Origin of the sequence: Paracoccus pantotrophus (assembly GCF_008824185.1) — a bacterium.
Taxonomy (GTDB): Bacteria; Pseudomonadota; Alphaproteobacteria; order Rhodobacterales; family Rhodobacteraceae; genus Paracoccus; species Paracoccus pantotrophus.
In genome coordinates, this window is the sequence record NZ_CP044425.1 from 47,219 (window position 1) to 71,704 (window position 24,486).

The following is a 24,486-nucleotide window of genomic DNA, read 5'->3' on the forward strand; positions in this document are numbered from 1 at the left end:
TTCGCACCATAAATCAGCTCGACATACGCGCAAGCTGCTTCAGCTAGGCTCCATCTCGTCCAGCAGCGCATGGGTGTCATGAACGCGTTAATGTGGTCTTCAGTGACCATTATGATCACACGATCATGAGAGTTGTTTCATGTGCATAAGTTTTTCGTCCAAAATCCGCCGTGCAGTTCCCGCGCAAAAGTCCTCTCCCAAGAAAGCAGCCAATTTTCGGAAAGTCGCGTCTCCGTCAACCATATCTTCATATCTGACATGGAGGCAAAATTCCTTATCCTTTGCATAATCCAGAAAAGCTGCATCGGCGTTTCTGATATATTTTTCGACCTCCTGTGGCGGGCGCTTTACCCACATACCCGATTTTGCAACTGCTTTGACGTCTCGAGTTTGGAAAATAAAGCGTGTCTTTGGGAAATGCTTGGCAACAATGTCAAGGTTATTCTTGAATCGCGCAAGATTATGTGCCCATTTTATGTCCTTGAAACCGGCAACTCGGACTTCGGTCGGCAGCGATAGGATTTCCTTGACAAAACCATCAAACATCGTCTTGGCGAATCTGTCTCGATCGACCAGTTCGGCTCCATACCATGGATCCTTCGGTGTCCCCATCGTGCGCTGCATCAGTGGCGAGCGCTCTTCAAAAGGTTTTTCCAGGTTTGCGCGGCGCTTGATAAAATTCTCCTCGTTCAAGCACAGCACCGCAGAGCAGAGATGATGAATCAGGTTATTATTCTCTCCCCTGATACAATATCCGGGAAAGCTGTTGAGATAGTTTGCCATGAGCGTGGAACCCGACCGCCCATAAGTGACGACAAAAACATAACCGTCCTTGGGGGCATGCAGATCAGGATACAAGCTGGCGTCCATCTTTAGTCCCTTCTTGTTCTTTTTTCTTCTTCTCCGCAGCCTGCATGATTTCCAGCCGTCGGAGCAAGGGTGTCACGGCGCTGGCCCAGTCGCGGCCCTGCACATCGGCACGCGCCTGCGCCGAAAGCCGCAGCACCAGCTGGGGATCCCCGGCCAGGCGCGTCAGCGCGGACATCGCCTCGGCGATGGTTTCGCCCTGCGACAGGACGATCCCGTTCTCCCATTGCCGCACCACTTCGGTCACCGCACCCGTATCGGTCGCGATCGGGATGACGCCCGAGCGCATCGCCTCCAGGATCGTCAGCGGCAGCCCTTCGTAATAGGAGGGCAGGATGAAGGCATCGGCCCATTCGAATGCCTCGGCCAAGCCCTCGGGCGTGGTCAGTGGCGGTTCCAGCGATCGGGCGATATGGGCCGGGATTTCCAGGACGCTGTCACCCATGACGGATTTGCCGATCAGCCGCCAATCGACCGGCAGGCGCATCGCATCGGCTGTTTCCACGATCGAGATCAGCCGCTCGACCCCCTTCTGGTGGTCCAGTCGTCCCAGATAGATGACGCGCAGCCGGTCCCGCGCCGATCGCATGGCGCGGCGGTCGGCAATACGGGCTTCGGCCCCCTCGGGCAGGTCAAAACTGGGCGCGTTCAGCAGCGGGATGACCTTTTCGGCCGGCATCCCCATGCCATGGCACCAATCGGCCAGTTGCTGCGAACAGGGCAGCACGATGTCATAGGCATGTTCGAAGGCCAAGCCCAAATAGGTGTTGCCGATCAAGCGCCGGAACGGGCTGAGATCGCTGAGATGCAGCGACAGCGCGGTCTTGACGCCAAAGCGTTTCAACTGCCCCATGACGCCTGAAATCGCACCGCTGTGGAAGGTGATGACGGCATCCAACCAGGCAAGCATCGCTGTCGCGTGGCGCTGGTCGCCAAAACGCGACCAGTCAGGGACATCGGTGCCCAGATAGTTGGTGTTCGCCGGACCCCAGGTCGAAAAGCCCGGATCAGCCAGGAAGGTGACACTGTCGAAGGTCTCGCGCCATTCGGCGCTGAACTGGCAACCACGCGCCTCGATGACGAACAGATGCGGGCGCCACCCGTCCTTCTTCATCGCCTTGGCGATGTTCAGCGCCACCCGTTCTACACCGCCAAATTCGACCAGCGGCAACACGAAGCCGATGTCACGCCCCTCGGTCACGACTCTGGGATAGGCAGCGTCGGATTTCGTCGGAATCCGGCTGATCTCGTGGGTGCGTGACCGCCAAGGAATACCCGGATTGCGCCAGTCCCAGCTATAGGCCAGCGCGTCGCGATTCGGCGATGCCTGATAGCGCGCCGCCAAGGCGACAAAATCATGCGCCGCCGCGCCATAAGATCCCTCTCCCTCAGAAAACAGCATTTGGGGCAACTGAAGCCGCAGCAGATTCGTCGGAACGTTGCAGGGCCGCGCCGCAACGCCCGAAGCCCAGGCGATGGAACTGTCGCGCACGATGGTCGAGAAAAGCCCCGGCTGGACCATTAGCATGTCGGCGCGCAGCTCGATCGCGCCTTGCGCCTCCTGCTCGTCCCAACCGATCCGGTCGGCCTCACTGGGCTGGATCTCCAGTGCAGCAAAGCATTTGTTGGTCAGGCGGCGCTCCATCGTCCACAGCACCCCATGAAGCATCCGGCCGCGGCGCAGCTGCTCCAGCACCGCGGAATGCGTCATCACCAGGATCGGCGGCATGTGATGCTGGCTGTTGTCGGTCTGCGTGCGCCACCATTGCTGCTCGAACTCGGCCACGGTCAGGGTGCGGCCGTCGGGGGCGTCGGGATCGACCGTCAGCAGCACCTCGTGGCGGTCTGCCAGGAAGAAGGCATAGCGCGGCGCCTCTTTCTGCTCCAGCTCCAGCAGCCCGCGCGGGCTGAACAGGTGCTTGTGCTTCTTGCGCATCTCGCTGCGGATCGCCTCGGAATCGCGCTCCGAGTCGGCCAGCATGCTTTCGGCGCGCTTGCGATAGAGAAAGCCGAAATTGTCGATGTTGCGGCCGCGGAAGCCCGCCTCGGCGGCGGTCAGGAAGAAATCCCAATCCTCGAAGCCGGATTTGAACGAGGTGTCGAAATAGACCCCGGCGTCGAAGACCGTGCGCCGGATCAGGCTGCCGGCCTCGCAGATGTTCATCACCGTATGGATCAGCAGCGAATAGTCGCCGCCGTAATCCCCGGCCCAGCTGAGGCCGAACATGTCGATATTGGGATAGATCCAGCCGGCGTCGGGATGCTCGGCCAGCGCCGCCATGGCATTGGCCATCGCATCGGGGCGCAGGCGGTTGTCGGCGTCCAGCATGTAGATCGCCTCGACCGAAGGCCAGGTCGCCAGCGCGTGACGGATGCCGTGGTTGCGCGCATCGCTGAGCCCGCCATTGGGCTTGCGCAGATAGGTGATCCGGTCGGGATAGCTCAGCGCATATTCCCGGCAGACCAGGTCGGTCTCGCGATGCGGGCAGCCGTCGTTGACCAGGACCAGCCGGATCGGGAAATCCGCCCGCTGGGCCAGGACGCTTTCGATCGCCTCGGCCAGCAGCACCGAATGGCGAAAGATCGGCACAACCACCGCCAGCCGCGGCATCTGCACCGGCACCGTATCCGCGTCATCGGGGCGCAGGAGAACCTGTTGCATCGTTATCCCCCTCAGAACTGCAGGCAGATGTTCGAGAAGGTGGACCAGCCGTAGTGGTTGCTGGAATGCCCCCGCGGCAGGCGCGTCATCAGATAGATGTCATGCGGCCTGTCCAGCGATTCGGGCAGCAGGACATGCGCCTGGCCTTCCTCCTCGGGCTGCAACCTGATCCAGCCGGAACTCAGCGCCGGGTCAAAGGCCGGCAGGCGGCCGGGCTGGTGCGGGCGCTGGTCCTGCGGCAGCAGCGCCAGCTGGTATTCGACCGGCGGCGCCTCGGCATGGCGGGTCAGAAGCGTGGCAAAGACCTGCCGCACCCCCGGCAGGGCCAGCCCCGCCAGGATGCCGCAGGCGGTCTGGTCGGGCAGCACATGGACCAGCAGCGCATCGCCGGACTGGAACAGCGGCACGGTATCGTGCAGCGTGTCCAGGCTGATCGCGGTCGCCAGCGTGTCCCGCTCGACCCGGCGCAGGCGGTTCTTGCCGCCGACCTGGATCAAGGCATTCGCCGGCACCGGCGCCCTGGCCCCGGCGATCCAGCGCCAGATCTGCAAGGCCGGCAGGGTCTCGACCGGCTGGCCGTCGACCTTGGGGTGGAAACGCGGCTCGGGATGCTGGACGGCGCTGGCCAGCCGGATCGTATCCCGGCCCTGATAGGCGATGTTCAGCATCAGGCTGATCGTGTCCGGCCCCAGCGCGCGGTCCAGCGAAAAGCGCAGCCAGCCCTGGGTCAGCCGCGCCGCCGGCACCTCCCAGATCGCCAGGGTCTCGTTGGTATCGGGGCTCAGCAGGCTGACGTTCAGCACCCCCTCGGACGGCGGCGTCTCGTTGCTGATCTGGATGGCGATGTCGCTCAGCCCGACGCTTGATCCCGGCAGCCGCTGCACCAGCCGCGAGCCGTTGCGCAGGGTGATCGGCAATTGCCCCGAGACCGGCGACAGCGTGGTCTCCAGCTTGCGATGCTGCGGCCCGTGCTGATAGACGAATTGCTCCAGGTTCTGGAAGCTGGCCTGGATCTCCTCGTGCTGCTGGCGCAAGAGGCCCAGTTCGCGCATGAACCGGGTCGAGCGTTGCGCGCTTTGCTGCTGGGCCTTGGTCATCTGCACCACCAGCCATTCCAGCACCTTGGCGCGGGCATCCGCGGTATCGGCCATCTCCAGCGGGATTTCTTCCGGCGCATCGGCATCCAGCTTGCTGCGCCACAGGCTTGCCAGCTTGGCCAGATGGCCCTTGCCGCTGTCCGACAGCGGCAGGCGGCCGATGACGCGCAGCGCCACCTGGTCCAGCGGCAGGGCCTGCCCGCCATCGTCGTTGAACGCGACATCGTCTGGCGTTCCGGATGCAACGATCAGCGATACCGGCAGAGACAGGGCGCGGACCTCGGCATAATCTTCGGGCGCTACGAGAATTGAGGCAAATTGTTTGGACATGGGAATGGCGATCACAGTGGGGAATGAGGGGACAGGGCGGCGAAACGGCCCACTAAGCAAACTAAACTCGTCGGTTTTTGCGACATTTGCGTCGGAATGGCAACCAGGCACGCGGTACGGTCGGGACGGTATCCTATGCGGTTGTATTAAGGCTACTTTGTGTCAGGCTTGCAAAGCGTTTCGCCCGCTCGCGCTCTGGCTGTGCCGGCAAAGCGCAAAGAACCGCTCATCCGGGCGGCGGGATGCCGCCGGATTGGCCTTGGCGCGGCCCGCTCGGCAAGATTCCCCCCGCGAATCCCCCCCGATTGGGGCATCGCGCCGGCTTTTGCCATCGCCCCGACCCATGCTATAGACCTTGGGCGGCGTTGCGAGATGGGCCGTGGCGCGCGAACCGCAACGCTGTTCCGCCGCACAACCATGACAAGATCCGCGCCTTCCGCAGCCGCGGCGGGAAACGGGAATGACGGAAGATGAAGATACTGCTTGTGGGCGCGGGACTGTCGGGCGCGGTGATCGGGCGCCAGTTGGCCGAGGCCGGCCATGACTGCCGCATCATCGACAGCCGCCCGCATATCGGCGGCAATTGCCATACCGAGCGCGACCCCGAGACCGGCGTCATGCTGCATCTTTACGGCCCGCATATCTTCCATACCGACGACGCGGGGGTCTGGGACTATGTCAACCGCTTCGCCGAATTCGTGCCGTTCCAGAACCGGGTCAAGACCACCTCGCAGGGCGCGGTCTATTCGCTGCCGGTGAACCTGCACACCATCAACCAGTTCTTCGGCAAGACCCTGCGCCCGGACGAGGCGCGCGCCTTCATCGAAAGCCGCGCCGACCGCTCGATCGCCGAGCCGCAGAGCTTCGAGGAACAGGCGCTGCGCTTCGTCGGCCCGGAACTCTACGAGGCGTTCTTCAAGGGCTATACCGAAAAGCAATGGGGCTGCTCGCCGCGCGAATTGCCGGCCTCGATCCTCAAGCGCCTGCCGCTGCGTTTCAACTATGACGACAATTATTTCTTCCACCGCTTCCAGGGCATGCCGCGCGCCGGCTATACGGCGATGGTGGCGGCGATCCTGGATCATCCGCGCATCTCGGTCGAGCTGGAGACCCCCTATCGCGCCGAGATGGCCGAGCAGGCCGACCACCTGTTCTGGTCGGGACCGCTGGACGGGTTCTTCGACTACAGCCTGGGCCGGCTGGGCTATCGCACCCTGGATTTCGAGCGTTTCACCTATCAGGGCGATTACCAGGGCTGCGCGGTGATGAACTATGGCGACCGCGATGTGCCCTGGACGCGCATCACCGAGCACAAGCATTTCTCGCCCTGGGAAAGCCACGAGGCCAGCACCTGTTATCGCGAATATTCGCGCGCCGCCGGGCCGGGCGACATCCCCTATTACCCGATCCGCCTGGTCGAGGAGAAATCGCTTCTGGCGCAATATGTCGATCTGGCGCAGGCGCAGAAGGGCGTCACCTTCGTCGGCCGGCTGGGCACCTATCGCTATCTCGACATGGACGTGACCATCCGCGAGGCGCTGGACACGGCGGCGGTGTTTTTGGGGGCGGCAAAGGCCGGGGATGCAATGCCGGCCTTTGTGAACAGTCCTCAGTAAGTTTTCGCCATATTGCCTTCCAACCGATCAAGGAAAGCATGAGCCTACAATGCGAACTGTACCACACCAAAATCGGTCGAGACAATCGACGTAAGAACACTATTGCAGGATGTTTACCAACCGACTCGCCTTGAGAGCCACTTCAAACCTATTGAACTCATCCGACTGAATAAAAGTCGGCTTGCGATCCTCTACTGGCAGGAAAAGCGTTGGCAATATACCGGTCGAAGGGTAGCGTTGGGCAATGTAACGATTACCCTTCTCATATTTTTCAATAAGATCTTTCCTCTGATCGAACGGGAGAAGCCGGCGCGAATCTTTTCCGTCTGAAGCATTTATAATCTTATCTAGCTTTATGACTTGATCGACGAGACGATCATGAGAGACAGCATTAAGTTTCAAAAAATTACAATGACGAACAAACTCCAAGGCCTCCAAGCTTAGGCTCGCCTTGTGATCTATAACTGCGGCAGTAGGAGCTTCGAAGCCGGCGCTTGAATCGATTCCGAGCACAGACAGAAAATCCGCGCCGATATCGCCATTTTTCAAGAATTTTTTATCAAAAATTCTGATGGTTAGATCATCGCTCGCGCTTTCCCAACGCTCGATCAGCCGCCGATAGTCCAAGAATCCAAGGTTGGTATCGGCAATATATCTATCGATGGTCTTCGTAAGTCTCGGATGAAAATCCCGAATTTGCTGGCCATACAGGGATTCCAAGTAATCGTCTTGCCGCCGCAAGTAGATTATCGTATGAATCCTTAACTCCGGAAGATATTCCCGGATGAGTTTTGGGTGCATCACCCACTCAAACTCCTCCGAGCTCATGACAATATTTTCGTGCTTTGTGAGCGAAAGCTCGCGCTTGAGTTTTTTCCAGATCGGCACATTATCCAAAGGAGCTGCTGGTGCTGACCTCTGAAATATCGCCTGCCCTAGCCGATGTTGTGCTTGAGTTACCCGACCGGTCGTGGGGTAATAGAACCCATAATCATTGAGTAGATCAATGTTCCTGCCTAGGAAGTGCTGCAACCAAGTTGTGGCAGTTTTATGAGTGCCGATGTGCAGATAAAGCGTTTGCATGGCTTTCCAGATTCGTGTCGCGTGCTGATCGTATCTATAGGATATTTTTGACTACACCTTTACAATCCTGGGTGCAAAAGACATCCCCCTCGCAATCGCCCGGAAGATCTCCCGCCGCATCCGCCAGGGCACATTGCCGCCCTTCATCTGCAAATGCACACCATAGGCATAGGCCAGCACGCCCATCAGGCCCGCCTCGCGCCGACGCCAGGAGGCCTCGTTGCGGGCGCCGTATTTGAACTTCCACAGGCTCTTTTCGTCCACGAGGCCGAAATTCACCCCGCGGTTGTCCGGCGTGTCGTGGATCACCCGGCTTTCGGGACAGAAAATGCCCGGATAGGACCGCGACAGCCCCCGGGTATATTCCGCATCGTCGAACCAGATGAAGTAATCCGCGATCGGCAACCCGTGCTTTTCCACCGCCCAACGCGGAATCAGAATCGACACGAACGAGGCGGAATCGACCAGCGCCCAGGCCGCCTCGGGATGCAGGAACCGCGGCCAGTCCCAGACCGGGCGCGGCGTGTTCATCTCGCACAGCGTGCCGTCGATCCATTCCACCCGCGAACAGGCAAAGCTGGGCCGCCATTCGTGCCGCGCCTCGAAGGCGGTGATGGCATGGACCAGCCGCTCGATCGCATCCGGCTGCGGATAGGCGTCGTCGTCCGAAACCCAGAAATAATGCGCCCCCAGCCCATAGGCGGCCTTGAGCCCCGCGTGAAAGCCGCCGGCGCCGCCGACGTTCTTGGGCAGGCGCAGATAGCGGATGCTCAGGTCGTCGCGGGCACGCGCCTCGACCAGGGCCTGGGTGTCGTCGGTCGAGGCATTGTCCACCACCAGGATGACATCGGGCCGCCGCGTCTGGCCGTCCAGCGCATCCAGCACCTTCATCAGCTTGGCCGAACGGTTGAACGTCACGATCACCGCGGCGGTCTTGCTCAATGCGCTCATCCGGAAAAACTACTCCTGCTGGCCCGAGGCCGCCTTTTGATAGACGGGCATCAGGATTTCCTCGGCGGTGGGGTCGGCCGTCAAGCCGGTCCAGGCGCGGACCAGCGCCTCGCGCTGCCGGGACAGGAAGGCGGCATCGCGCCACAGCCGGTCCACCGCCGCGACGATCCCCTTCACGCAGGCCTGCGGCTCCAGCGGCACCAGCAGATCCTGGGGCACGATCTCGGCCTGCGAGCCGACATCGGTCGAGATGGGGATGCAGCCCTGTTCCACCGCCTCGTAGCAGACCAGTGCCAGCCCCTCGTTGTTCGAGGGCAAGAGCAGGATGTCCGATTGCCGCAGGATCTCGGGCACCGGCGCATCGGCGGGCAGCAGCGCGACGCGATCGGCAAGCCCGTAGCGGCGCAGCAAGTCGCGGACCGTGTCCAGGAACGGCCCCTCGCCGACGATCTTGCCGGTCAGCTCGACATCGTTGCGCCTCGCCCAGGCGGCCAGCGCGCGAAACGCTTCGGCCACCACGACCGGGCGCTTCTGGTAATAAAGCCGGCCCACGAAGGCGACCTGGAGCCGCTTCTTGCCGGGCTGCATGTTCAGCTCGGGCAGGCCCTTGGGATGCCCGGACCGATCCAGCATCCGGCCCAGCCGGACCTTGCCGATAACATGGAAATGCTCGCGATAGTAATCGACCAGCTCCTTGCTGATCACGTGGTGGATGTCGATGAAATTCGACCAGACGCCCGAGCTGCGCGGAAAGCCGCCATCGGCATATTCGACGATATGCGTGCTGTCGATCACCTCGACCCAGGGCAGGTTGGCGCGGATCTGCGGCAGCGACTCGTAAAGCGGCCGGCAGTGATGGATATGGATCAGCCGGATGTTCTCGGCCAGGGCCAGCTGCTCGACATAGCGCGGCCACAGGTGATGGGGCAGATAGCGGTCGAGGCGCAGGAAGGTCACGTCCGGGCTGTCGGGCAGTTTCCCGGCCAGGCGCTGGATCGAGGGCACGCCGGCCGCGACAAAGACCCGCAGCCCCGCCTGCTGCGCCCAGCGAATGGTGTCGAAGCCCAGCTTTTCGGCGCCGCCGACCTCCAGCCAATGCATGCCGATCAGGATCGCCGGGCGCTTGCCGGTTTCCGGCGGCCGCGGCGGCGGCAGCAGGGAAGACCCGTCGCCCCGCAACAGCGAGACCCGCGGATGGCGCTTGACCGAGCGGCGCTTGCGCAGCATTTCCGCCTGATAGCGGATCTTCTCATAGACCAGCGGCGCCAGCCGGTGCACGGCCCGCAGCCGCCTGATCGGCGCCCAGGGCGCGTCCATCTGCTTGACCTCGCCGGGCAGCGGCTTGCGGGGGATGGACAGGGTGATCGTCACGCTGGCAGCGCCGGGATGGGCGCCGGGCCGCTCGAACTGGCCCAGGAACTGCGCATTCACGTGCTGGGGCTGGAAGGTGAAGGGGCCCTCGATGACGCTGGGCGCGCTCCAGACCGGATCATTGCCCTCGTAGAGGATGAAATGCAGCCTCTGCGTGGGATAGAGACGGGAATAGATGGAAACGATCTCGGCGATCTCGCGCTGGATATGCTCGGCTGGATCCTCGCCGACGGGGGCGAGTGCGGTCATGCTGGTCATGCTGCTGCGCGTCTCATCTGCCTGGGCTTTCCCTTTTGCCTGCGGTGTAATCGAGAACGGCATGAAGGGAAAGCCACTAGCGGCCTTGCCAGCCGTTCTGCGCAAGGGTGCGCAGATTGTCGCCACAGCCGTGCGGCAAAGGCCCCGTTCGCCCCATGGTTGCACATGACCTCACGGCCCGCGACGTTTTCGTCAAGGAAACCGAAGGCCGGGGCGGCTATGGTGGCCTCGCGCGGTGATTCGCGCCGCGGGCCCCGGCCCGGCGTCTTCTGATCGCGGAGGTCATGCATGGCGGGCAAGGCAAGATCCTGGTGGGGCGGCGCGGCGGCTGTCGCGGTTCTGGTCGTGCTGGGCTGGCTGGCCTGGCAGAACCGGGCCCAGGACGGGCAGCTTGCCGGCATCGCCTCGGGCAATGGCCGGATCGAGGCGACCGAGATCGACATCTCGGCCCTCTCCGCCGGCCGCATCGCCCGCATCCAGGCGGCCGAGGGCCAGTTCGTGCGCAAGGGCGAGGTGCTGGTGCAGATGGACACCCTGCAACTGGACGCGCAGAAGCGCCAGGCCGAGGCGCAGCTGCGCCGCGCCCGCATCGGGGTCGAGACCGCGCAAAGCCTGGTGACGCAGGCCGAAGCGCAGCACAAGGCCGCCGAGGCCACGGTCGAGCAGGCGCGGGCGGCGGCGGATGCGGCGGCGGCGCGACTGGCGCGCACCGAAAGCCTGGCGCGCAGCAATGTCGCCTCGCAGCAGGTGCTGGACGACGTGCGGGCCTCGGGACGCGAGACGCAGGCTGCCTTGGCCTCGGCCGAGGCCAACCTGGCCGCCGCCGAGGCCGGGATCGGCACCGCCCGCGCCCAGGTCGTCGATGCCGAGGCGGCGGTGGACGCGGCCCAGGCCGCGATCGAGGCCATCGAGGTGCAGATCGGCGACGCCACGCTGCAATCGCCGCGCGACGGCCGGGTGCAGTACCGCATCGCGCAAGAGGGCGAGATCGTCGCGGCAGGCGGGCGCATCCTGAACCTGGTCGATCTCGAGGATGTCTACATGACCTTCTTCCTGCCCACCTCGCAGGCCGGCCGGGTCGAGGTCGGGGCCGAGGCGCGGCTGGTCATGGACGCCGCCCCGCAATACGCGATCCCGGCGCGGATTTCCTATGTCGCGGATGTGGCGCAGTTCACGCCCAAGACCGTCGAGACCGCCGAGGAGCGCGAAAAGCTGATGTTCCGCGTCCGCGCCCAGGTCGATCCCGAATTGCTGCGCAAATACAGCAATTACGTCAAGACCGGCCTGCCCGGCATGGCCCATGTCCGCATCGACCCCGAGGTCGCCTGGCCCGATACGTTGTCCAACCTGGTAGAATGACCGTCCTGCCCGACCCTTCCGACGACCCGCCGGTGGCCGAGATCACCGGCGTCTCGCTGCGCTATCGCAAGGCCGTGGCGCTGGACGGGGTCACGCTGGCGCTTCCCGCCGGGCGCATGGTCGGGCTGATCGGCCCCGACGGCGTCGGCAAGTCCAGCCTCTTGTCGCTGATCGCCGGGGCGCGGGTGATCCAGCAGGGCCAGGTCCGGGTGCTGGGCGGCGACATGGGCGACGCGCATCAGCGCGCCCGCCTCTGCCCGCGCATCGCCTATATGCCGCAGGGGCTGGGCCGGAACCTTTATCCCACGCTGTCGGTGGCCGAGAACCTGGATTTCTTCGGCCGGCTTTTCGGCCACGGCCCGGCCGAGCGCGCGCGCCGCATCGACGCGCTGCTGGCCGCGACCGGCATGTCGCCGTTCCGCGACCGCCCCGCCGCCAAGCTTTCCGGCGGCATGAAGCAGAAGCTGGGCCTGTGCTGCGCGCTGATCCACGACCCGGACCTGCTGATCCTGGACGAGCCGACCACCGGCGTCGATCCGCTGTCCCGCCGCCAGTTCTGGGAGCTGATCGCCCGCATCCGCCGCGACCGCCCGGGCATGAGCGTCATCACCGCCACCGCCTATATGGAGGAAGCCGCCGGCTTCGACTGGCTGGTGGCGATGGACGCGGGCCGGGTGCTGGCCACCGGCAGCCCGGCCGAGCTGCTCGACCGCACCGGGGCCGAGGATCTGGACCGCGCCTTCATCGCGCTTCTGCCCGACAGCGAAAGGCGCGGGCACGAGCCGGTCTCGATCCCGCCGCGCCGGGCCGAGGACGGCGAGCCCGCCATCGAGGCGCGGCACCTGACCATGCGCTTCGGCGATTTCACTGCCGTCGACGACGTCAGCTTCCGCATCGAAAAGGGCGAGATCTTCGGCTTTCTCGGCTCGAACGGCTGCGGCAAGACCACGACCATGAAGATGCTGACCGGCCTTCTGCAGCCCAGCGAGGGCACGGCGCAGCTGTTCGGCGCCGCGCTCGACCCCTCGGACATGGCGGTGCGGCGCCGGGTCGGCTTCATGAGCCAGTCCTTCTCGCTTTATTCCGAACTGACGGTGCGGCAGAACCTCGACCTGCATGCGCGGCTTTTCGGCATGGAGGCGGGGCAGGTCGCGGACCGGGTCCGGCGGATGATCGACCGCTTCGGGCTGGCGGGCGTCGCGGACGACCTGCCCGACGCGCTGCCGCTCGGCATCCGCCAGCGCCTGTCGCTGGCCGTGGCGATGATCCACGGCCCCGAGATCCTGATCCTGGACGAGCCGACCTCGGGCGTGGACCCGGTGGCGCGCGACGCCTTCTGGCGCATGCTGGGCGAGCTGTCGCGCCAGGACGGGGTGACGATCTTCGTCTCGACCCATTTCATGAACGAGGCCGAGCTTTGCGACCGCATCTCGCTGATGCATGCCGGCCGGGTGCTGGTCAGCGACACGGCCCAGGCGATCAGGCAATCCAAGGGCGCGGCGACGCTGGACGACGCCTTCGTCGCCTATCTGCAAGAGGCGATCGGCGACGAGCCCCCGCCCGCGCCGCTTGCCGATGCGCCCGAGGCGCCGGCGCCGCCCGGCAGCTGGTTCAGCCTGCGGCGGATGCTCAGCTATTCCCGGCTGGAATCGCTGCAACTGCGGCGCGACCCGATCCGGCTGACCCTGGCGCTGCTGGGCAGCCTGATCCTGATGTTCGTCATCGGCTACGGCATCAACATGGATGTCGAGGATCTCAGCTTTGCGGTGCTCGACCGCGACCAGACCGCGACCTCGCGCGACTATGTGCTGGACATCGCCGGCTCGCGCTATTTCACCGAAACCGCGCCGCTGGCGGGCTATGACGACATGGACGCCCGCATGCGCACCGGCAACCTTGCCCTGGCCATCGAGATCCCGCCCGGCTTTGCCCGCGACGTGGCGCGCGGCGGCGCGGTGCAGGTCGGCGCCTGGATCGACGGCGCCAACCCGACGCGGGCCGAAACCGTGCGGGGCTATGTCCAGGGCATGCATGCCGACTGGATCATGCGCAAGACGCGCGAGGCCCATGGCGAGGCGGCGGTGCAGGGCGCCTTCGAACTGGTGACGCGCTTTCGCTACAATCCCGACGTGAAAAGCATCGTCGCCATGGTGCCGGCGGTGATCCCGCTGCTTCTGCTGCTGATCCCGGCGGTGCTGACCACGCTCAGCGTGGTGCGCGAAAAGGAACTGGGCTCGATCATCAATTTCTACGTCACCCCGGTCACGCGGCTGGAATTCCTGATCGGCAAGCAATTGCCCTATGTGGCGCTGGCGATGCTGAACTTCGCGCTGATGACCGGTTTCGCGGTCTTTGCGTTCCGGGTGCCCTTCACCGGCAGCCTGGCGGCCTTTTCGCTGGCCGCGGCGCTTTACGTCTGCGCCACCACGGCCATGGGGCTCTTGATCTCGTCCTTCATGCGCAGCCAGGCGGCGGCGCTGTTTGCGACCGTGCTGCTGACCATGATCCCCGGCGCGCAATATTCCGGGCTGCTGGACCCGGTTTCCTCGCTGCAAGGCGTGGGCCGCGCCATCGGCGAGATCTATCCGACCACGCATTTCATCATCGCCTCGCGCGGGGCCTTCTCCAAGGGGCTGGGCTTCGACGACCTGGGCATGGCCTTCGCGGCGCTGGCGGCGGCGGGGCCGCTGATCCTGGGGCTCAGCGCGATCCTGCTGAGGAAACAGGCCAAATGAAGCTGCGCAACGTCTGGAACCTGGGCATCAAGGAGTTGCGCGGGCTGTGGCGCGACCCGGCCATGCTGCTGCTGATCGTCTATGCCTTCTCGCTGTCGATCTATACCGAATCCAAGGCGATGCCGGAAAGCCTGTCCAACGCCGCCATCGCCGTGGTGGACGAGGACCGCTCGGCGCTTTCCGAGCGCATGGTTTCGGCCTTCACCCCGCCCTATTTCGGCACGCCGCGGCTGATCACCACCACCCAGATGGACCGCCGCATGGACGAGGGGCTGGACACTTTCGCGCTGGACATCCCGCCCGATTTCCAGCGCGACCTGCTGGCCGGCCGCCATCCCGCGATCCAGCTGAACGTGGACGCCACCCGGATGAGCCAGGCCTTCACCGGCAGCGGCTATGTCCAGCAGATCGTGACGGCCGAGGTCTCGGAGTTCCTGGCCGGCCATCGCGGGGACGCCGCCCCGCCGGTCGAGCTGGCGCTGCGGGCGCGCTACAATCCGTCGCTGGACGCGGGCTGGTTCGGGGCGATCAACAGCGTCATCGACGCCGTGACCATGCTGTCGATCATCCTGACCGGCGCCGCGCTGATCCGCGAAAAGGAACATGGCACCGTCGAGCACCTGCTGGTCATGCCGGTGACCGCGGCCGAGATCATGCTGTCCAAGATCTGGACCATGGGGCTGGTGGTGCTGCTGGCCTCCAGCTTTGCCATCACCGTGGTGGTGCAGATGGCCTTGCAGGTGCCGGTGGCGGGCTCGGTGCCGCTGTTCATCGCCGCGGCGGCCTTGATGCTGTTCGCGACCACCTCGATGGGCATCTTCCTGGCCACCATGGCCGGGTCGATGCCGCAATTCGGCCTGCTTCTGATGCTGGTGCTGTTCCCGCTCCAGGTGCTGTCGGGCGGCATGACCCCGCGCGAAAGCATGCCCGACATCATCCGGGCGCTGATGTCGCTGGCGCCCAACACGCATTTCGTCATCCTGTCGCAGGGCGTGCTGTTCCGGGACGCGGGGCTGGGGGTGGTCTGGCCGCAGCTCCTGGCGCTGGCAGTGATCGGCGGCGTTCTGTTCTGGCTGGCGCTGCGGCAGTTCCGCCGCTTCCTGGCCTGAGCCCCGACTGGCCCGGCCCCGGACCGAGAGAAGCCGGACCCGAAGGCCCGGCAGTCGATACCATGTCAAACCACCACCATTTGACTGACTAATCAATTAACATACGGCGCGATTCGTTGAAACGTTTTTCTGGCGCCGGGCCCGCATCCTGCCGCGCCACAGGCACAAGGCAGGATCGGCAAACCCTGCGATGCGCAGCCGGCCATCCGCGCGCCGATCCCGGCGCCAGTCCTCAGTCCGTCACCGCGACATAGCTGCCGTTCTCGATCTTGAGGACATAGGTTCCATAGATCGGACGGCGGTCGTCCAGCAGCGAATAGCGCCCGAAGCCGATCCGCACCGGCACGTCCTTGGTCGCATCCAGCGCCTCGCGCAGGTCGTCGCGCGTCGGCTCGGGCCCGGCCTTGGCCAGCGCCTCGATCAGCACCCGCATGATCGAATAGCCAACCGCCGCCCAGCTGTCGGGGGCCGCGCCGGTTTCGGCCTCGAACCGCTGGGCAAAGGCGCGGCTGCTGGCGTCGAAGCCGCCGGGGATCCATTCTCCATAGAAATGCACGCCTTCGGCCGCGGCGCCGGCGATGTTCACGAATTCCGGCGACGAGAAGATATTCAGCCCCATCACCGTGACCTTGGGGTCCAGACCCGCCTGGCGCAGCTGCGTCGCGATGCCCGCGCCCTGCGCCGCATAAGAGGCGATGAAGACGCAATCGACATCGGAAAAGGCGATCTTGGTCGAGATCGAGCTGAAATCGGTATCGGTGCTTTGCACCATTTCGCGCGCCCCGATGGCAACCCCTTGCGCGGTGATGCCCTGCTCGAACTCTTGCAGAAGCTGCACATAGACCTCGATGTTCTGAATGCCGATCAGCGCACAGTTCTTCAGCTTCAGCTTTTGCGCCGCATAATCCGCCAGATGGGTGATCGAATCCGCCGGAGTCTGCGTCATGATATAGGACCAGGGCCCGTATTCCAGGATCTTGGGATTGTTGGTCGTGGTCAGGACCGGCACCTTCAACTCGTTGCCGACCTGCGCGCCAAGCTGCGCCACCGCGCCGCTGGTCGGCCCCAGGATCGCCAGCACCGAAGGATCGCGGCCATAGCGCGTGACCAGCGTGGTGGCCTGCGTCCGGTCGGTCGCGTCATCGGCAATCACCAGGTTGATGCGCCGGCCCTCGCCCAACTCGCCCGCCGCGTTCGATTCCCTCACCGCCTGCTTCATGCCCTCGGTGATCGGGATGCCGACAAAGGCCGCGGCCCCGGTCAGCGATTGCAGCGCGACGATCGTATGCTCCTCGGCGCCCGCCTGCGGAACGCAAAGCGCCGACAGCGCGGCCGCGGCAAGCCATGGCCTGAATCCTCTCATCTTTCTCTCCCTAGATTGGCTGGGTAATTGTATTTTTATGTTGATTCTATGCATACATATAAACCATCTTATGTCTACAAATTTTCCGTGACCAGGGAGGTATGGAGGAGGTATGGAAATGAGGAGCGGAAATTCCGATGCGGCGGACAGCGTGGTCGTCGTCGGGGGTGGGCTCAGCGGCATCGCCACCGCGATTGCTCTGGCCGATCGAGGGCGCCCTGTCGTCCTGCTGGAGGCGGGTGCCAAGATGGGCGGCGGCGCCGCCTATTCCGGCGGCCAGGTCTGGGTGGGGGCAAATCATGTCGCCCTGCGCGAAGGCATCGAGGGCGACAGCAAGCAGCGCGCGGAAAGCTATATCCGCGCCATCGCCCACCGCTTTCCCGAATATCTGGACGAACAGGCGATGCGGCGCTGGATCGACACCGCCCCCGACGCGATGCGCTATTGGGAGGAAACCGGCGCGATCCGCTGGGCGGTGATCCCCGGCCTGGCCGATTACCACAACGAGGCCGAGGGCGCGATGCCGGCCGGCCGCTACCTGACCAATGCGCCCATCACGCGGGACGCCCTGGGCGCCTGGCGCGACAAGCTGCTGATCAGCCCCTATTTCCCGGTCGGCCTGACCTATGCCGAACTGTTCGAACGCGGCCGCCGGATCAGCATCGTCGACGAAACCGCCGATGAGGACGAAGGCGGCCCCATCCAGGGCTTTGGCCAGTCCGAACGCCGCGCGGCCCTCGATGGCGGACCGGAAGTCCTGACCTTCGGCCCCGGCGTGGTCGGCAGTTTCCTGGCCCGCGCCATTCGCGACCCGCGCATCACCATCCTGCTCGGGCATCGCGTCACGCAGCTGAAAAGCGACGCCTCGGGCCGGGTCGTCGGCGTGGTCGCCACCTGCGAGGCCGGCACGGCCGAGTTCGACGGGCCGGTGGTGCTGGCCACCTCCACCTTCGACAACGATCCCGACCTGGTGCGCGAAATCGTCGGGCTGGACCCCGAGCAATGGGGCAGCGTCGGTCCGAAAACCCTGCGCGGCGACGGCATCAGGCTTGCCCGTTCGGTCGGCGGCGCGGTGGTGAAGCTCCCGCCTAGCGCGCAGACGATGCAGCCCGGCTGGAAGTCGGACTATAACGAGGGCTTTTCCTACGGTCCCGATACGGCGATGCCCCATACCATGATCGTCAACCGCCATGGCCGGCGCTATTGCGACGATTCCTATTGGGTGGACATCGCGCAAGCCACCATGGACGACACGGCGGAAAACCTGCCCTTCTTCCTGATCTTCGACGAGCAGCACCATCGCAAATACGGGCTGGGCATGACCCCGCCCGGCGCCGATTATCCCGAAGGGCTGGTCACTTCGGCGCCGACCCTGCGCGAACTGGCCAGCAAGCTGGGCATTGATCCCGACGGGCTGGAGGCGACGGCGGAACGCTTCAACCGCTTTGCCGAAACCGGCATCGACGAGGATTTCAGCCGCGGCACGCGCGACTTCGTGCGCCGCTTCTATGGCGATCCGGCGCATCAGCCCAACCCGGTTCTGGGCAGCATCGCCCAAGCACCGTTCCACGGGCTTCGCCTGCGCTTCGTCGCGGCCGCGGTCGGCAACAGCGGCATCCATGTCGATGGCGAGGGGCGGGTGCTGGACGAGGCAGGCGCAGTGATCCCCGGATTGCACGGCGTCGGCTCCTGCACCGCCCAGACCGTGACCGGCACCGGCTATAACAGCGGCATCGCGCTGGGGCGGGGGCTTGCGATGGCCTATCTGGTGGCACGCGACATCACCGGCGCGAACTAGGCGCCGCGGGACCGGGCCCGGCCCGGCCGCCCCTCCGGCCTTTTCCGGCCCCCGCCCATGCCCCGAGGCATGCAGGGCCATTGCTCCGGCCCAGCCCGCTGGCCTATTGCTTTCGCGGCAAAACCCGGCACAAGCGGCGGCGCCGGGCTTCTACCCGCCCGCACGCCGGGGAACGCGGCCAGAAAAGGAGACTGCGCTTGCATCGCTGTGAAACGGCCCAATGCGCCATCCGGCTGGACGACCTGGGCTATGAGGTCGCGGGGCGCCCGGTGCTGGACGGCGTCACCCTGCATTCCTCGGCCCGGCGCATCGGCGTGGTGGGCCGGAACGGCTCGGGCAAAAGCACGCTGGCGCGGCTGCTGGCCGGGCTGATCGCGCCGACCCGCGGCCAGCTCCGCATCGGCGGCCGGGACGTGTTCCGCGACCGCCGCGCGGCGCTGGAAACCGTGGGCATCCTGTTCCAGAACCCCGAGCACCAGATCATCTTTCCCCGCGTCGCCGAGGAAATCGCCTTCGGCCCGCGCCAGCAGGGGCTGGACAAGGTGCAGACCGCCGCGCGGGTCGAATCGGTGCTGCGCTCCTTCGACAAGCTGCATTGGAAGGACGCGCCGATCTCGGCCCTGTCGCAGGGCCAGAAGCACCTGGTCTGCATGATGGCGGTGCTGGCCATGCGGCCGCGCCTGCTGATCCTGGACGAGCCCTATGCCGGGCTCGACATCCCGACCCGGCGGCAGCTTGCCCGCTATCTGCACCGGATCGAGACGCGGCTGCTGCACATCTCGCACGAACCCTCGGACCTCGAGAGCTGCGACGAACTGTTCTGGCTGGACCGCGGCCGCATCGTGGCGCAGGGCGCGCCGGCCGGGCTGCTGCCCGATTTCACCGCCGAGATGATCCGGCTGGGAGAGCTTGATGATATCGCTGACCTCGCCGGTTGAGACCCGCGCCCATCGCTGGCCGGCCGGGCCGAAGCTCGGGGGGCTGTGCCTGGCCTCGACCGCGCTGTTCATGGTGGGCGACATCGCGGTCCATGCCGCGGCGCTGGTCGCGGTGCTGGCGCTTTACGCCGCGCCGGGGCCGGTCTTCCTGCGCGCGGGGCTGCGCAGCCTGCGGGTGGTGCTGCCCTTTGTCGCCGTCCTGCTGGCCTGGCACGCGGCGGCCGGCGACATGCGCCTGGGGCTGCTCATCACCCTGCGCATGGTGACGCTGGTGGCGCTGGCCAACCTGGTGACGATGACCACGGGGCTCGAGGATCTGGTCGAGCTGGTCCGCCGCCTGACCGCGCCGCTGCGCCGGCTGGGCCTGCCGACCGGGATGCTGGAGATCGCCATCCCGCTGGTCATCCGCTTCACCCCGGTCCTGGTCGCCCGCGCCGAGACCCTGGCCGAGGCCTGGCGCGCCCGGTCCCGCCGCCGTCCCGGCTGGCGGCTGATCCTGCCGCTGACCCTGCAGGCACTGGACGATGCCGATCATGTCGGCGAAGCTTTGCGCGCGCGCGGCGGCCCGCTTGGACCGCATGGACAGGAGTAGCAGCATGGAACGCAATATCGCCCAGATCGCCCTTTTCGCCGCGATGATCGCGGCGCTGGGGCTGGTGCCGCAGATCACCCTCGGCTTCGGCGTGCCGATCACGGCGCAGACGCTGGGCGTCATGCTGGCCGGCGCGGTGCTTGGCGCGCGGCGCGGCGCGGCGGCGGCGGCGCTGTTCCTGCTGCTGGTGGCGCTTGGCCTGCCGCTGCTGGCGGGCGGGCGCGGCGGGCTTGGCGCCTTCGTCGCGCCGACGGCGGGCTTTGCGCTCGGCTTTCCGGTCGCGGCCTTTGCCACCGGGCTGTTCGTCGAGCATGTGCGGCTGCGTTCGGCCGGGCTGGCGGCCGGGCTGGGCGCGGTTTTCGGCGGGATCGCGGTCCTTTATGTCTTCGGCGCGACCGGGCTTGCCATCGTGGCGCAGAAAAGCCTGCTCGAAGCCTTCACCCTGGTCGCGGTCTTCATTCCCGGCGATCTGCTGAAGGCGGCGATCACCGGCATGCTGGTGCAGGCGCTGGCCAGGGTGCGGCCGCAGACGCTGGCCTGGCATCACCAGGCGGCGGGCCCCGGCGAACGGCGCCTGTAACCCCCCGCCCCGCCCGGCTGCCGGTCATCTGCCGGGACAGGCCGGCGCTTGGGATGGCCCCCCTCGGTCCCCCCGCCCGGCCCCGTTTGGGGGTTGACCCGCGGCCGCTCCGGCGGGAACCCTGCGCGGGTGAACCAGTCCTTGCCTGCAGGAAATCCCATGGCCAATTGCCGTCCCATCGTGCTGTCCGACGATCATGTCGCCCGCGTCGCCGCGGCCGAGGGGCCGCTGCACGATCCGCGCTGGCGGATGCTCGAGGATGCCGATCTCGACCGCCTGGCCCAGCGGCTGACGCAGGATCGGCCGCGGCCGATCCCGGTCTTCGCCTATGGGTCGCTGATCTGGAATCCCGGCTTTGCCGTGGGCGCGCGCCGCCGCGCCACCGCGATCGGCTGGCATCGCAGCTTCTCGATCTCGCTCGACCATTTCCGCGGCACGCCCGAGCGGCCGGGGCTGATGCTGGCCCTGGCCTCGGGCGGCAGCTGCGAGGGGCTGGTGCTGGAAATCGCCGAAGGCAGCGAGGCGGAATCGCTGCGCGCCATCCTGCGGCGCGAGCTTGTCGCGCATGAACTCTCTGCCAATGCCTGCTGGATCGAGGTCGAGACCCGGCGCGGCCGCGAGCCGGCCCTGACCTTCTATGCCGACCCGGTCGGCACGCAGCGCGCCGAGCTGACGGTCGCGGAACAGGCACGGCGGCTGGCCCGCGCCGCGGGGGCGGCGGGCTCGGGCGCGGAATACCTGCTGCGCACGGTCCGGGGGCTGGCCGAACACGGCATCCATGACGACTACATCTGGACGCTCCAGAAACTCGTGGCCGAGGAAATCGAGGCCGGCGCGGATGGGGAATCGGGCATCGCGGGACCGGCAGGACGGCCCCGCGCATAGACGGCCCCCTGCCCGCAAGGCAGGCATCCGGGCCAAGACGGCCGGCGGAATGCGCGCATCCCGCCGGGCTGGCGCGGACCCCATCCGCCGCGGAACAAGGGGCAAGCGGCAAAACCGGGCATCGCGCCCCGGGGCCGCAAGCGTCGCCGCCCCCGGGGAACGCGCCTCCGCTCATGCCGGCATGGAAAACGAAGTCATGCCGCGCTATAGCGTGTCGCCATATTGCGCGCCCATGATCTCGCCATTCTCCACGACGAATGAAACGCCGTGATCCCGGAACCTGCCGAAGGGGATGAAATGGCGGCCGTTCAGATTGGCCCGCGCCCATTGCCCCATGCTGGTCATGAGCTGTTCCATTTCCGAATCATCGGCATCGGTCATTCGCCGGATTTCCTGCATGTCCAGGTTGGCTTGATGACTCCATGGCATTGCTTGTCCTCCACATAGGAATATTCGTTCAGAAACGCGGCTGGCGCGCCGGCAAAGGCCGCGCGGATTTTCCGCCTCTGCCGGCGCATGTTCACTGCACGCCGATCAGGCCAAGCTGGTTGTCAAGCGTCGTACCGGTGATGGAATACTTGGCGGTCTTGTTCGTCCCCTTGCGATAGACGAAGGCCTGCTGCGCCACGTTGTCATTGCCCCACACGACAAAAGCCTTCAGCTTCACCCGCGAGCCCTCGGGGATCTTGAGCGACCCCAGATCCACGGTTTTCTCCTGGCCCAGGGGAATGTCGGTGTTCTCCTCATAGGTCTGGCTGCTGCCGCCATCGGGCGGCGCCGCGACCACGTGAAGCTTGGCAACGAAACCGCCGCCATTCCGCAGGCTGAATTTCTCGATATCCATGATGATGCTCCCTTCCTTATCAACCACGTCGATACGCATGAACGGGATGGCGGCCGATCAGGAACTGATCGTCAGCTCGTCGCCCTCTGTTTCGGCCGGCCCTTCGTCTTTCGTTTCGGCAGCCTTTTCATCGCGATGCCGCGGCACGGCGGGATCGTCGATCGTCAGCTTTTCCGAACCGGGATCCGTCGCCACGCTGTGATGAAGCAGCTGGGTCCGGTATTTCTCCCAGTCGATCGGCGAGCGCAGCTTTTCCTCGATCCTGCCTTCCACGAAAATATCGATGATCGGTTTTCTCAGCGCCTCGGGCAGCAGGAAGATGATCGGCACGACATCCGCGAATGAGATGACGCTCCACCATCCCGCATGGCTCAGCGTCGTCGCCCATCCATAAGGGTCAAGCGCCAGGGCCGGATTGCCGCCGGCGCTGGTGACCTCCACGTCCTGGAAGGACTCTTCCCACAAGGATTTCGACGAGGATTCGGATTTGAAGCCGCCATGGGCGCTTGCCGTCACCTTCTTGTAAGAGCCCTGAACCTCGGTGGAAAAGCTGCGAGCCAGGCTATGTGCATCCTCGCCCGCCTTTGTCTCCCGGTCCTGGCGATAGATTAGCTTGCCGCCGACAAGCGTGCGCAGCGGAAAATGCGTCCCGTAGCTGTCCAGGATGGCAGCAAGCGCCTCGGCCCTTTCCCCGGCCGTCGCGGGGGGCGCATTCACCAGGGCATATGCCTCGTCATACAGCGGCTTGGACAGGGTGACATTGCGCGGGTCGATCACGATCTCGGCCCTGGCCACCAGATATTCGATCCGCAGATGCAGGGCGGCGCTGGCCTCCTTGTGATCGCTTGTCTTGGTTTCGGTATAATCGCTCTTGATCGAAAGGCTGGCGGCCTTGCCCTCGACGCCGAAATCGCCCCCGACATTCCAGGACAGCGAGGAGGCGATGGCGTCCAGCGTCCGGCTTTGCGTCGCCGAAGCCGAAAACCGGGTCGAGCGGATCGGCCGCGCGACACAAAGGAAATCCGCCGCGTCCTCGGCATCCAGCGCCGGGCGCGGCGGCCGGTCAAGATTGAAGCTGCCGCCGGGGATCGACACGAAGCGCAGGCCATGAAGATGGCGCAGGGCATTCAGGATGACTTGCCGTTCGCCGCCATCCATCGTGTCGAAAACGTCCTGCGGGGCGCCGGTCGGGGCGGTCGGCCGCCCCAGCACCTGTTGCAGCATGTCCTCGGTCTGGATCAGCCCCGGCTGGGCACCGCCGCCGGTCTCGGTCTTCGGCTTCGCCGGGGCGGATGCCGGGGAACTGCCTGCCGGTGTCGCCCCGCCGCGCTTGCGCGGGCTTTCAAAGCGGAACCGCAGCAGCCCCAGCTTTTCATCGGGCTTGCCCAGGCGTCCGACGATCTCGTAGGGCTCCATGTCCTCGGCAATGGGCTTGCCGGAGGAATCGAGAAACGGGCGCCCCATGGGAATGCCGTCGCAGCCCTTCAGGAAATCCCGCAGCTGGCCAAGCGTCTTGTTCTCGCCGCCATCGGGCCAGTCGATCTGGCGCGGCTTTTCGCCATCCTCCAGGAAAAGAAGCTTGAATTTCTTGGCCGCCGCGGGTTCTGCCTCGCGCTTGACGGAAAGCTCGTCCAGCCGCCGCAGATAGGTCGTGGCCTCGGCCGCCTTGTCCACATCCGCGCCCGCGATTCGAAAGACATCGTCCTTGTCGACCAGCGAGTCGTTCTGCGTCCTGAATTGTGCCAGGGTTTCGTCGGCGCGGACATAGACCTTGTGTTCCCTGCCCTTGCGATCCTTGAACTTGACCTGCCGGCGAATGGGAACGATCTCGACCACCATATTGTCGGCGACGGCGGTTGCCGTCTCGCGATCCTGGGGAACAAGCGTCAGGGCATCGGCGCTCTTGCCGGTGCGGAACTGGTCGAACGCGTCCATTTCACCGGTCGAGACGAAAAGCTTGCGCAGATCCGCAAGGCTTGCGTTTTCGGCAGCGGCATCCGTTCGCGACGTGCCATCGCGTGACCTGAGGATGAAGCTTATCATGAACA

The 24,486-nt window shown here is 65.3% G+C and carries 19 protein-coding genes; 9 read left to right on the forward strand and 10 right to left on the reverse strand.

Going from position 1 to position 24,486, the window contains the following annotated elements:
- Positions 1 to 123 precede the first annotated feature (123 nt).
- Genes ESD82_RS08095 through ESD82_RS08105 form a run of 3 tightly spaced genes read right to left on the reverse strand, consistent with a single transcriptional unit; the run spans position 124 to position 4,956 of the window.
- The gene (locus tag ESD82_RS08095; protein WP_147429382.1) at positions 124 to 870 is read right to left on the reverse strand and encodes a sulfotransferase; all 747 of its coding nucleotides are present in this window, start codon (positions 868 to 870) and stop codon (positions 124 to 126) included.
- Entirely contained in the window at positions 848 to 3,529 is a 2,682-nt protein-coding gene (locus tag ESD82_RS08100; protein ID WP_147429381.1) for a glycosyltransferase, read from the reverse strand. The genes ESD82_RS08095 and ESD82_RS08100 overlap by 23 nt, the downstream gene beginning before the upstream one ends.
- A gap of 11 nt (positions 3,530 to 3,540) precedes the next feature.
- A complete protein-coding gene (locus tag ESD82_RS08105; RefSeq protein WP_147429380.1) occupies positions 3,541 to 4,956 on the reverse strand; it encodes a DUF6212 domain-containing protein in 1,416 nt (471 codons plus the stop codon).
- 470 nt (positions 4,957 to 5,426) lie between these two features.
- Between ESD82_RS08105 and ESD82_RS08110 the strand changes: the two genes are divergently transcribed.
- On the forward strand, positions 5,427 to 6,572 hold the full coding sequence (locus tag ESD82_RS08110; protein ID WP_147429379.1) for a UDP-galactopyranose/dTDP-fucopyranose mutase family protein: 1,146 nt from the start codon (positions 5,427 to 5,429) through the stop codon (positions 6,570 to 6,572).
- A gap of 99 nt (positions 6,573 to 6,671) precedes the next feature.
- On the opposite strand, the gene ESD82_RS08115 is transcribed toward ESD82_RS08110, so the two are convergent.
- Genes ESD82_RS08115 through ESD82_RS08125 form a run of 3 tightly spaced genes read right to left on the reverse strand, consistent with a single transcriptional unit; the run spans position 6,672 to position 10,235 of the window.
- Positions 6,672 to 7,655: a hypothetical protein gene (locus tag ESD82_RS08115; RefSeq protein ID WP_147429378.1), complete on the reverse strand. Its 984-nt coding sequence runs from the start codon at positions 7,653 to 7,655 to the stop codon at positions 6,672 to 6,674.
- A 51-nt stretch (positions 7,656 to 7,706) separates the two neighbouring features.
- Positions 7,707 to 8,606, reverse strand: coding sequence for a glycosyltransferase family 2 protein (locus tag ESD82_RS08120; RefSeq protein WP_147429377.1), 900 nt, complete (start codon positions 8,604 to 8,606; stop codon positions 7,707 to 7,709).
- Between the two features lie 9 nt (positions 8,607 to 8,615).
- Complete coding sequence (locus tag ESD82_RS08125; protein ID WP_024845863.1) at positions 8,616 to 10,235, reverse strand: glycosyltransferase; 1,620 nt, start codon at positions 10,233 to 10,235, stop codon at positions 8,616 to 8,618.
- A 288-nt stretch (positions 10,236 to 10,523) separates the two neighbouring features.
- On the opposite strand from ESD82_RS08125, the gene ESD82_RS08130 reads away from it, so the two are divergent.
- The 3 genes from ESD82_RS08130 to ESD82_RS08140 are packed head-to-tail and all read left to right on the forward strand — an operon-like array spanning position 10,524 to position 15,438.
- Positions 10,524 to 11,594, forward strand: coding sequence for an HlyD family secretion protein (locus tag ESD82_RS08130; protein ID WP_028710183.1), 1,071 nt, complete (start codon positions 10,524 to 10,526; stop codon positions 11,592 to 11,594).
- Positions 11,591 to 14,329 carry a ribosome-associated ATPase/putative transporter RbbA gene (rbbA, locus tag ESD82_RS08135; protein ID WP_123130413.1) on the forward strand — a complete coding sequence of 913 codons (2,739 nt, stop codon included), beginning with the start codon at positions 11,591 to 11,593 and terminating at the stop codon, positions 14,327 to 14,329. Before ESD82_RS08130 ends, rbbA begins: the two co-directional genes overlap by 4 nt.
- Entirely contained in the window at positions 14,326 to 15,438 is a 1,113-nt protein-coding gene (locus tag ESD82_RS08140) for an ABC transporter permease (protein ID WP_028710181.1), read from the forward strand. The genes rbbA and ESD82_RS08140 overlap by 4 nt, the downstream gene beginning before the upstream one ends.
- Positions 15,439 to 15,670: 232 nt before the next feature.
- On the opposite strand, the gene ESD82_RS08145 is transcribed toward ESD82_RS08140, so the two are convergent.
- Positions 15,671 to 16,801 (reverse strand): ABC transporter substrate-binding protein, encoded by a 1,131-nt coding sequence (locus tag ESD82_RS08145; protein WP_024846042.1) that lies wholly within the window; start codon positions 16,799 to 16,801, stop codon positions 15,671 to 15,673.
- Between the two features lie 118 nt (positions 16,802 to 16,919).
- Between ESD82_RS08145 and ESD82_RS08150 the strand changes: the two genes are divergently transcribed.
- The 5 genes from ESD82_RS08150 (at position 16,920) to ESD82_RS08170 (ending at position 21,594) form a co-directional block, all read left to right on the forward strand.
- Positions 16,920 to 18,599, forward strand: coding sequence for an FAD-dependent oxidoreductase (locus tag ESD82_RS08150; protein WP_211331234.1), 1,680 nt, complete (start codon positions 16,920 to 16,922; stop codon positions 18,597 to 18,599).
- A 197-nt stretch (positions 18,600 to 18,796) separates the two neighbouring features.
- Positions 18,797 to 19,537, forward strand: coding sequence for an energy-coupling factor ABC transporter ATP-binding protein (locus tag ESD82_RS08155; RefSeq protein WP_147429374.1), 741 nt, complete (start codon positions 18,797 to 18,799; stop codon positions 19,535 to 19,537).
- Entirely contained in the window at positions 19,512 to 20,129 is a 618-nt protein-coding gene (locus ESD82_RS08160) for an energy-coupling factor transporter transmembrane component T family protein (protein WP_028710178.1), read from the forward strand. The genes ESD82_RS08155 and ESD82_RS08160 overlap by 26 nt, the downstream gene beginning before the upstream one ends.
- Positions 20,062 to 20,709, forward strand: coding sequence for a biotin transporter BioY (locus ESD82_RS08165; RefSeq protein ID WP_407672809.1), 648 nt, complete (start codon positions 20,062 to 20,064; stop codon positions 20,707 to 20,709). Before ESD82_RS08160 ends, ESD82_RS08165 begins: the two co-directional genes overlap by 68 nt.
- Positions 20,710 to 20,868: 159 nt before the next feature.
- The gene (locus ESD82_RS08170; RefSeq protein ID WP_147429372.1) at positions 20,869 to 21,594 is read left to right on the forward strand and encodes a gamma-glutamylcyclotransferase; all 726 of its coding nucleotides are present in this window, start codon (positions 20,869 to 20,871) and stop codon (positions 21,592 to 21,594) included.
- A gap of 204 nt (positions 21,595 to 21,798) precedes the next feature.
- On the opposite strand, the gene ESD82_RS21765 is transcribed toward ESD82_RS08170, so the two are convergent.
- The 3 genes from ESD82_RS21765 to ESD82_RS08180 form a co-directional block, all read right to left on the reverse strand.
- Positions 21,799 to 21,975: a hypothetical protein gene (locus ESD82_RS21765; protein ID WP_155984397.1), complete on the reverse strand. Its 177-nt coding sequence runs from the start codon at positions 21,973 to 21,975 to the stop codon at positions 21,799 to 21,801.
- A gap of 139 nt (positions 21,976 to 22,114) precedes the next feature.
- Positions 22,115 to 22,438 (reverse strand): hypothetical protein, encoded by a 324-nt coding sequence (locus ESD82_RS08175; RefSeq protein ID WP_028710177.1) that lies wholly within the window; start codon positions 22,436 to 22,438, stop codon positions 22,115 to 22,117.
- Between the two features lie 57 nt (positions 22,439 to 22,495).
- Positions 22,496 to 24,481, reverse strand: coding sequence for an MAC/perforin domain-containing protein (locus tag ESD82_RS08180; RefSeq protein WP_147429371.1), 1,986 nt, complete (start codon positions 24,479 to 24,481; stop codon positions 22,496 to 22,498).
- Between the last annotated feature and the right edge of the window lie 5 nt (positions 24,482 to 24,486).

Excerpts from the sequence above, each read along its gene's own strand:
- ESD82_RS08095 (WP_147429382.1), bottom strand. The coding sequence starts at position 870 with ATGGACGCCAGCTTGTATCCTGATCTGCATGCCCCCAAGGACGGTTAT.
- ESD82_RS08100 (WP_147429381.1), bottom strand. The coding sequence starts at position 3,529 with ATGCAACAGGTTCTCCTGCGCCCCGATGACGCGGATACGGTGCCGGTG.
- ESD82_RS08105 (WP_147429380.1), bottom strand. The coding sequence starts at position 4,956 with ATGTCCAAACAATTTGCCTCAATTCTCGTAGCGCCCGAAGATTATGCC.
- ESD82_RS08110 (WP_147429379.1), top strand. The coding sequence starts at position 5,427 with ATGAAGATACTGCTTGTGGGCGCGGGACTGTCGGGCGCGGTGATCGGG.
- ESD82_RS08115 (WP_147429378.1), bottom strand. The coding sequence starts at position 7,655 with ATGCAAACGCTTTATCTGCACATCGGCACTCATAAAACTGCCACAACT.
- ESD82_RS08120 (WP_147429377.1), bottom strand. The coding sequence starts at position 8,606 with ATGAGCGCATTGAGCAAGACCGCCGCGGTGATCGTGACGTTCAACCGT.
- ESD82_RS08125 (WP_024845863.1), bottom strand. The coding sequence starts at position 10,235 with ATGACCAGCATGACCGCACTCGCCCCCGTCGGCGAGGATCCAGCCGAG.
- ESD82_RS08130 (WP_028710183.1), top strand. The coding sequence starts at position 10,524 with ATGGCGGGCAAGGCAAGATCCTGGTGGGGCGGCGCGGCGGCTGTCGCG.
- rbbA (WP_123130413.1), top strand. The coding sequence starts at position 11,591 with ATGACCGTCCTGCCCGACCCTTCCGACGACCCGCCGGTGGCCGAGATC.
- ESD82_RS08140 (WP_028710181.1), top strand. The coding sequence starts at position 14,326 with ATGAAGCTGCGCAACGTCTGGAACCTGGGCATCAAGGAGTTGCGCGGG.
- ESD82_RS08145 (WP_024846042.1), bottom strand. The coding sequence starts at position 16,801 with ATGAGAGGATTCAGGCCATGGCTTGCCGCGGCCGCGCTGTCGGCGCTT.
- ESD82_RS08150 (WP_211331234.1), top strand. The coding sequence starts at position 16,920 with ATGAGGAGCGGAAATTCCGATGCGGCGGACAGCGTGGTCGTCGTCGGG.
- ESD82_RS08160 (WP_028710178.1), top strand. The coding sequence starts at position 19,512 with ATGATATCGCTGACCTCGCCGGTTGAGACCCGCGCCCATCGCTGGCCG.
- ESD82_RS08165 (WP_407672809.1), top strand. The coding sequence starts at position 20,062 with ATGCCGATCATGTCGGCGAAGCTTTGCGCGCGCGCGGCGGCCCGCTTG.
- ESD82_RS08170 (WP_147429372.1), top strand. The coding sequence starts at position 20,869 with ATGGCCAATTGCCGTCCCATCGTGCTGTCCGACGATCATGTCGCCCGC.
- ESD82_RS21765 (WP_155984397.1), bottom strand. The coding sequence starts at position 21,975 with ATGACCGATGCCGATGATTCGGAAATGGAACAGCTCATGACCAGCATG.
- ESD82_RS08175 (WP_028710177.1), bottom strand. The coding sequence starts at position 22,438 with ATGGATATCGAGAAATTCAGCCTGCGGAATGGCGGCGGTTTCGTTGCC.
- ESD82_RS08180 (WP_147429371.1), bottom strand. The coding sequence starts at position 24,481 with ATGATAAGCTTCATCCTCAGGTCACGCGATGGCACGTCGCGAACGGAT.